Source organism: Nitrospira sp. BLG_2, assembly GCF_049222245.1.
This window is the reverse complement of sequence record NZ_JBLYIG010000489.1, coordinates 1-7,072: the sequence shown is the minus strand read 5'-3', so window position 1 is coordinate 7,072 and position 7,072 is coordinate 1. Positions and strand designations below refer to the sequence as shown.

The 7,072-nt window shown below is 54.9% G+C and carries 7 protein-coding genes and 1 pseudogene; 1 reads left to right on the top strand and 7 read right to left on the bottom strand.

The genetic code is table 11. From position 1 onward, the window contains the following. Window positions 1–709 (bottom strand): annotated as a pseudogene (locus ACOSYY_RS13415) (hypothetical protein); the annotation flags it as partial. Window positions 710–948: 239 nt separating this feature from the next. Further along, on the bottom strand, window positions 949–1,587 hold the full coding sequence (locus tag ACOSYY_RS13410; RefSeq protein WP_421663004.1) for a hypothetical protein: 639 nt from the start codon (window positions 1,585–1,587) through the stop codon (window positions 949–951). Between the two features lie 165 nt (window positions 1,588–1,752). Between ACOSYY_RS13410 and ACOSYY_RS13405 the strand changes: the two genes are divergently transcribed. Beyond that, on the top strand, window positions 1,753–1,929 hold the full coding sequence (locus ACOSYY_RS13405; RefSeq protein WP_421663003.1) for a hypothetical protein: 177 nt from the start codon (window positions 1,753–1,755) through the stop codon (window positions 1,927–1,929). Here ACOSYY_RS13405 and ACOSYY_RS13400 read toward each other — a convergent pair. From ACOSYY_RS13400 to ACOSYY_RS13380, 5 genes are all read right to left on the bottom strand, one after another. Then, window positions 1,914–2,777 (bottom strand): hypothetical protein, encoded by an 864-nt coding sequence (locus ACOSYY_RS13400; RefSeq protein WP_421663002.1) that lies wholly within the window; start codon window positions 2,775–2,777, stop codon window positions 1,914–1,916. The genes ACOSYY_RS13405 and ACOSYY_RS13400 overlap by 16 nt on opposite strands. Window positions 2,778–3,281: 504 nt before the next feature. After that, window positions 3,282–4,517, bottom strand: coding sequence for an AmmeMemoRadiSam system protein B (amrB, locus tag ACOSYY_RS13395; protein WP_421663001.1), 1,236 nt, complete (start codon window positions 4,515–4,517; stop codon window positions 3,282–3,284). A 117-nt stretch (window positions 4,518–4,634) separates the two neighbouring features. Beyond that, window positions 4,635–5,393 (bottom strand): hypothetical protein, encoded by a 759-nt coding sequence (locus ACOSYY_RS13390; RefSeq protein ID WP_421663000.1) that lies wholly within the window; start codon window positions 5,391–5,393, stop codon window positions 4,635–4,637. Window positions 5,394–5,406: 13 nt separating this feature from the next. Beyond that, window positions 5,407–6,231 carry a hypothetical protein gene (locus ACOSYY_RS13385; protein ID WP_421662999.1) on the bottom strand — a complete coding sequence of 275 codons (825 nt, stop codon included), beginning with the start codon at window positions 6,229–6,231 and terminating at the stop codon, window positions 5,407–5,409. Window positions 6,232–6,310: 79 nt separating this feature from the next. Further along, a complete protein-coding gene (locus ACOSYY_RS13380) occupies window positions 6,311–6,961 on the bottom strand; it encodes a hypothetical protein (RefSeq protein WP_421662998.1) in 651 nt (216 codons plus the stop codon). Between the last annotated feature and the right edge of the window lie 111 nt (window positions 6,962–7,072).

Genomic DNA, 7,072 nt, shown 5'->3' with positions numbered 1-7,072 from the left:
AGGCGACGATCATACTGGAGCCGTGAATGTTGAGACTGACCTCCTCACCGCCCTCCAGTTGGTTGCGAAGCGTCATCTTGACGCAATCGCCCTGATTGCCACGGATCGCCAACGGCTGAATCCATTGGCTCTGCACTCCATTTTTGACGGCTCCGGGATCATAGCCTTCTTTCTCGCGGGCGGCTCGATTGGCGCCCTCTTCTTCCCGCACCTTTTCGAGGTTTTCGGTCAGGACGTACATGTAGCCGGGATAGAAGTCGAGCCACATATTGAGCGAAATCTCCACGTTGATTGCGGAGATGTCGTACTTCCGGACCGGCGCGGATGCCGGACAACGCCCGCCCGACGTCGACACCGGTTCCACGCCGGAATTCGACATGAGCAGCACGTCCTGGTTCCCGGCGCCATACTGGTGCATCATGTTCAGATCGTTATAGTACCCGCCGGTGCGTTGCACGGTGGCGTCATGCTGCATCTGTTGCATGACGCGCTGGTGCTGCCGTTCAACCATGGCGGTACGCTCCGGTTGACCCTCCAACGTGTTTTCAATGATCGTTTGCCCCTTCAGCTGTTCGGTCCAACCCGGCAGCTGATGATTCATCGCCACATGCGATGAAGTCTCAGCGAGCAGGGTCGCTGGCGCAATGAACAGCGCGATGCCCGCGAGTCCGCTCAAGACTCGGGTGAATGTGTAATGACGGTGAGACATGAACCGACCCTCCTTCATAACATGAGAAATGTAAGTGAGCAGCGAGGGCTACTCAGCCGGCCTCCTAAACAATATGCAAAGTGGGAAGACAAAATAGTTTCGGTAACAACCTACCGACCTGACCGAAGAAAGATGTGATGTCCACTGTCGCTATTCGTAGAGAACAGGAGTCGCAAGATACTCAACTTCGCATGGACTGTCAATACGTTCCAGCCGGCGCCCTTCGTGCGTTCATACGGCTATTGTCCACGACCTGGCGATTTCCGGTTCGCCGTCGTCAACAAATCCGCGTTCAGCACCATGGGACTATCTGATTTTTTAGGATCAAGCCTGATGGGCATCCGGTCTACCATCAACTTATTTAATGGGAGCCCGACGATGGCAGACGCTGTATCGACGGGATTAGAGTAGAGCGCGATACGCAGATTCTTGGGCCGTTCGCTGGGGGAAATCTGAGATGCCGCCTCCTTGTCCATGAATCCGACCACCAAGCCGCCGCCGTCGGCGATCTTATGGATCTCATACGCATGAGGAGTGGACGCCACCCGCTCCAATTCAAGATCCGGATTTTGCATGACGAGAACCATTCCGAGGGATTGTGGAGCAATGAAGCCGAAGCTTCCTATCGGAGCTTCCGAAAACAGCATGGTTTCGGTGGAGAGTTCAGCGACCTCGTTCTTGATACGCATCTGGCGCCGCAGTTCCGCTTCGCTTCCGGCCGTTTCAATCACAAGCGCTCTTGGCGCGGCTTTCTGAACAGGGAAGACCTCCGTCATTCCTCCCGGCGCGGCCAGGAGAGGTCTCTCGAACACCCACGAGAACGTGAAACAGAGCAGAGACAGGACAAGAGAAAGCGAGACAAGAAGGGTACGGCTCATCCGAAAAACTGCATTGTTTGTTATGGGGGGAAAGGGCGCTTCCTACCGATAGGTTCAGGATTTTAGGATGCCGACCGGCAAAAAGCAAACGGAAAAATTGCGGATCCAGCGCGACAAGCAATCCCGAAACATGCGTCCCTGGTTGATCGTTGCGAGCGGCCGATCATGTTCGCCGCATTCGGGACACCACCGATTCCCCGGCTGGGGACCGACCATGTAGGGCTACGGGCACCGTTTCCATGCGATTGGCGATCCGATGAAACGGGGGATGCCGCCGCCCAGCGTGGTGACGGCTCCCCGTTTAAGAGGCCGGAAGAGCTCGGGCACTACCGGCTGGACTGAGGCGGCACGGCAATGTCCACGACCTTATTTTCATTGTCGACCAGCAGAATGACAGACTCGCCTTTCCGAAGCTGAGAAATGCGTTCATGCATGACGTCACGCACCTCGAAGGGCCGCTCTCCATCTTTTGTTTTGAGCGTAATGCGGTCGACACGAAGCGGCTCGACCACTGTCCCATCAATCTGGCGGTGGGCTCCTTTGATGGAAGACTTGTCATCGAAGTTTTTGTGGGCCTCCTTCGCCGCGCCCACACTGGCAAACGTGGCGTCGGTCACTTGGTTCGTTTCATCAATCAAAAAAATCGCGGGAGTCCCCACTGGGATGGACGCCAGTTTGCTGCGTGCCTGCGAGCGAACATCGAATGACTGTTCCTTGCCGTCGGCTCCCTTGATCACTACCCGGTCATGCCCGATCGGCATGGTATCCGCAATCTTCCCTCGCACGACTTTATGATTGGGGGATGGGGATTCCAGCGGGTGATAATCGACGATCAGATTCTGGTCGTTGACGGTGATGATCAGGTCATCGCCGGGGTTGATGGGGGGGAAGTTTTTTTCCTGTGCCTGTTTCAAAGGAAGAAACCGTGGGTGCACTTCCCCGATATCGACCTTGATCTGGTCCGAAGTGACGGCTTCCACTTTGCCGAGGATCTTTTGGTGACCTTGCAAGAGCAGCTGCTTGCTTTGATTATCTTTCTTCTCCGCTTGCGCCAGCAGTCGGCTTTGGGCCGGCTGTGCCTCCGTCACCTCATGGCGGTCGCCGACGGGACCGGCCTGCGCGCACGCCGATCCAAGCACCACCATAGACAGCCCTGCGAGAATGATTGATGTCGTTCTAATCTCCGCCATGATGTCTCCTTTTTTAGGTTTCAGGGGTCGGTAGCGGCATCAGGTCGAGCAAAACCTTTCGATCTTCCGCCGGGCCCGCTCGGATAACTGCCTGGACGTTCAGTTTTCTGCTTCTTGAGGTCGATTCCATTACTGATCGTGTACAGACAGGAACCGGACTTGTCGAAACTGATTCTCGCTGTCTTTTTTAAAGGTCTCAATCGTCAGCTGCACTTGTCCCTGTCACAGTCCAAAGACAAGAGCAGACCACAGCAACACATGGACACTCTGTTGAAGGCAGGACTGCAAGTTAAGGACCTACTCTTATAACGAGAGGACTGAGGCCTCTTTGAACAATTCGTATATTTGCCGATGTATCTAGCTAGTAGAGGCCACGAGGTTCGGGCTTCTGCCTAACAAGCAAGACAAGATGTCTTTATAGAGACAAGACATCCCTTGTTTCACAAATGGAGAGTAGAATTCTCTATCAGCTCACGTGTTTATCGAGCACTGTCGGATGGTTCTCTAGAAGAACGCCATGCTGGCGTAGGTCGCGGTGGAATTATATTGGTCGGTCATTCCGCGATCGTAGCGGAGGACTTGCCCTTTTTCCGCCTGAATCAATCGCAGCAAGCTATAGATGGGTGAGAAGCCCGAGATACGCCGCTGATCGTTCTCCTTTTGGATAAACCCGGCGAATTCATCCGGCTTGAGCTCTTCAACCTGTTTCAACATTTCCAAGTCCCGTTGCATCGAGCGGTGGAAGGAAAAATCGGTCGGCGGAGCGCTGTCGCCATAGCGCAGGCCGAGATGAGCCAATTCCCCCGCCGCGATGACACACACCGACCGTCCCGAGGCACCGATTTCGTCTCGCAGGGCGCGGAGGAACCGATCCACTGAGCTCCGAACTGTGGGATCATTCAGGCTCAACGCGGAAAACGACGACAGGATCGGGACCATCGTGAAGGACTTGCCGATGATAGTCTGGAGGAAGGGCAGCTGAAATTCGATCGCGTGCTCCGACTGGTGGGCGATGTCCTCCTCGAAGAACTCCGGCGCAACCGCCTTGAGGCGATTCACAATCGGCCGGTCCACCGGTACCATGCCGAGCGGTGTCTCAAAATCCTTGTCCGTGACGGCAAAGCAATGTTCAAGGCCCGCATGGGCGGTCCCAATAAGGATATAGACATCGGGCTGTTGGGCCTCCTGTAATTCTTTGTATCCCCATGCATAGACCGGCCCTGCTTGCTTCAGATCGAAGGTCGGCACAACCAGCCCGTTGATCGGTTTGCCCCGATGCTCCGACGGTTTGAAATCCGGCCCCTCGCCCGATGTGAAGAAACCGTCGATCTGCTTTCGCAGTTTGGCGCTGTCCGCTTCGTAACTCCGTCCGGCAAATACCGCCGGGCGGGACAGCCGTTGCCGATAGTCGATCCGGGCCTGTCGCCGTGCCGCCTCGGCTCGCGGGCTTTCCAGAAAGAGTTTCTGGTCCAAATCCGCCACCAGTTGCTCCACTTTGCTCGGCAGGAGAAATTCGCCGAACCGTTTCAAGTACAACGCACCGACCTCTTGCAGTGAATGTTCGCCATCCAAATGCTGCACGATGAAAAAAAAGTTCAATGGTAAGACAAGCTTGTCTTTACTCAGTCCACTCGGGTCCCAGAGCACAATCAGTTGATCGTCCCCTTGTTTAATCGGCGAGAATTGAAGATTCCGCAGGATCGGGTACTGAGTTGAATCTTTGACGGCTCCGGTGGTCATGACAGAGGACATTTTAGGGCATGGAATGGAACGGCTGCAACTGGTCGGAAGACTACGGTTAAGGTCGAGCGGAGTTGAAGATGTGAATGGCAATATCTTTCCGGCTTGACCTTAGCCTCAACCTTCACCTTCTTGAGGAGGCTCACGTCTCATGCGCCGACTGAGAACAACGAGCGCGCCGATGGTCACGGCCAGTAACCAGATGGTCGGTCGTCCGTACGATGCATCGGAGAATTCGATCAAATCGGTCAATCGGCCGATCAAGAGCGACATGCGGGCCATGACCGTATAGCCGAATCCCGCGCCGAAGGAAATCATCAGGAAGATGACGCCGGTTCGAGCAACAGCCCTTCCCGCTCCGCTGTGTTCGATCGAAAAGAAAAAGTAGAACAACACTGAACTCACCCCGAGCAGGATGATAAGGGCGTTGAGGTTGCTGCCTGGATTGAGCAGGTTCATCGAAAACGCGAGGCCGTCCTGTCCCGTCATCGACAACAACGGACGAACGGTATCCTCGATTTGTTTCAGGATAAAGGAGGAAATGGTTCGAGGAATGGCCAAACCCGCCCCCATCCCGACAATGAAGGCGAACGCATATCGGGACATCCAGGCTGCCTTCGGCACATACCGGGTCAACATGAGCATTCCGATGGCAACGGGAATCAGGAGAGCGATTTCCCCATTTTCCACGATCGGCTTCACGATCAAGTGTAGGACGACGCTATCGTACGTCTTCACAATGATGTATCCGAGGGACACGCCCACATAGAGATGTTCCGCAAATTTGAAAAGAGGATTGTCCTTGTACAGGAACGAGAAGATGAAGAGGGTCAACCCTGTCGCCACCCAGGCCCCGAGGATTATTTCAAACGACATCGCGGTCTTACCCTTATCCCCTCTGCTGCCGGAGGGAGAAATAAAATACGTTGCATATGGCCACGAGCACAATGATGGCTATATGCGTGGCCGACTGCGCATCCATGCCAGCCACGGCTTTACCCTTCTGACCGATGAGGCTTTCATATTCCGCTGCCCCGCGGAGGCCGCCGATCAGGCCGTTAATCTGTCCGCTCCGCAGCAACGGGTATAAGCCCGGCGCCATGACTCCCGTGCAGCCCCCGCCGAGTTCGAACTTATATTTGTCCTTGCCGAACACATACCACTCTTCCACTCCCGGGCGCCCTGCTCCCAAACAGACGACGTAGTCGACATCCTTCAAGCTGCGCACTCCATTCAGGATCGGCAAATCCTTTGTGGTTTTGCCGCCATAGTCGCTCGGAAATGCTGAATACAAATCTTGTCCCATATTGATGATCACAGCCTGCTGACCCGGACTCCATCCAAGGAATACATAATCCTTGCCGTTTTCTTTTCCCATTTCTTGGGCGACTTGAGTGATCAACTGGTCGGCCATACCCGTGCCGCTCACCCACAGAGTCATCGCGACCACCCGAAGGTTTTTTCTAAATGCGTGCCTCAGGAGAGCAATGGCTTGCGGATGCAGCTCGGGTTTAGAGGCGGGGTCGAAATCGATCGACAGCAGGAAGACCGAACGTTCCGGCAACGACTCGATATGGTCATAGATGCCTTGTACTTCCGAGGTAATCCTGATCGGCAAGCCGATCGGATAGAGCAACGGCAACAGAGTACAGAGACCGATCACGAGGAAAATAATCCTTCGATCGATCTTGAGCATGCGTTCGGCGAAGGTCATCGCAAAACCGTTATTCGTAAATCGTTCATCGTGAACCCCAGGGATCCCTTATGTAACGAATCACGTTGAATGATTGACGTCATTCCTTGCCTCCCCCAAGATACGACCGTTCCACGCCGAAGATGATCTTAAACGACAAGGCGATGGCTCCGAGGCTGACTCCGATCAAAATGGCCCGCCGCACGGAAGAATTAAGCACATTTAAAATCCATGAGGATACATCGCCGCTCAGGGGAATCAAATATTCACCCAGCGGCACCCGTCCCATCATCACGATGACGGCCGCCACCAAGAGCACCGCCGCTTCGCGACTTCTGGCCCTAAACGAACGGTAGGCAGCCGATGCGATGAAAAAGGCCAGGATGGCGAACATCGTGCCTTGCAGCGGTACCATCATGAAGTTGTAGACCCAGCCGAATGCCGTCATAGCTCCATCGACCGCTTCTTTTCCATCGGCCCACAATCCGACGGCAATCGTTCCGAGCATGCCGGCATACAGGACAAGGCTATAGCCCCATCCCGCTTCTTGCCGTTTGATCTTGACCGCATGTTGGTGAAACAGACTGGTCACGCCCAAGACCAACGCGAATCCCCCGATGATCTGCAGCCATTTCGTCGCCGAGGTGAGCATCTGTTCCGAGGCCGGATGCGGCACATAGTATTGGGCCGCGAACAGGAGACCCGTGACGAGAGTGATCAAGAGAGGAAGTTGGCGTCGCAGAAAGATCATTTGAGGTCCCTGAAGAGATCGAGAAAGATTTGCGGCCATGACGCACCGGTGACGACTCCGACCGTCGCCAAGACCGTTCCGACAGCAAGCATACCCAAGATCACGGCCTTC

Excerpts from the sequence above, each read along its gene's own strand:
- ACOSYY_RS13410 (WP_421663004.1), bottom strand. The coding sequence starts at position 1,587 with ATGAGCCGTACCCTTCTTGTCTCGCTTTCTCTTGTCCTGTCTCTGCTC.
- ACOSYY_RS13405 (WP_421663003.1), top strand. The coding sequence starts at position 1,753 with ATGTTCGCCGCATTCGGGACACCACCGATTCCCCGGCTGGGGACCGAC.
- ACOSYY_RS13400 (WP_421663002.1), bottom strand. The coding sequence starts at position 2,777 with ATGGCGGAGATTAGAACGACATCAATCATTCTCGCAGGGCTGTCTATG.
- amrB (WP_421663001.1), bottom strand. The coding sequence starts at position 4,517 with ATGACCACCGGAGCCGTCAAAGATTCAACTCAGTACCCGATCCTGCGG.
- ACOSYY_RS13390 (WP_421663000.1), bottom strand. The coding sequence starts at position 5,393 with ATGTCGTTTGAAATAATCCTCGGGGCCTGGGTGGCGACAGGGTTGACC.
- ACOSYY_RS13385 (WP_421662999.1), bottom strand. The coding sequence starts at position 6,231 with ATGACCTTCGCCGAACGCATGCTCAAGATCGATCGAAGGATTATTTTC.
- ACOSYY_RS13380 (WP_421662998.1), bottom strand. The coding sequence starts at position 6,961 with ATGATCTTTCTGCGACGCCAACTTCCTCTCTTGATCACTCTCGTCACG.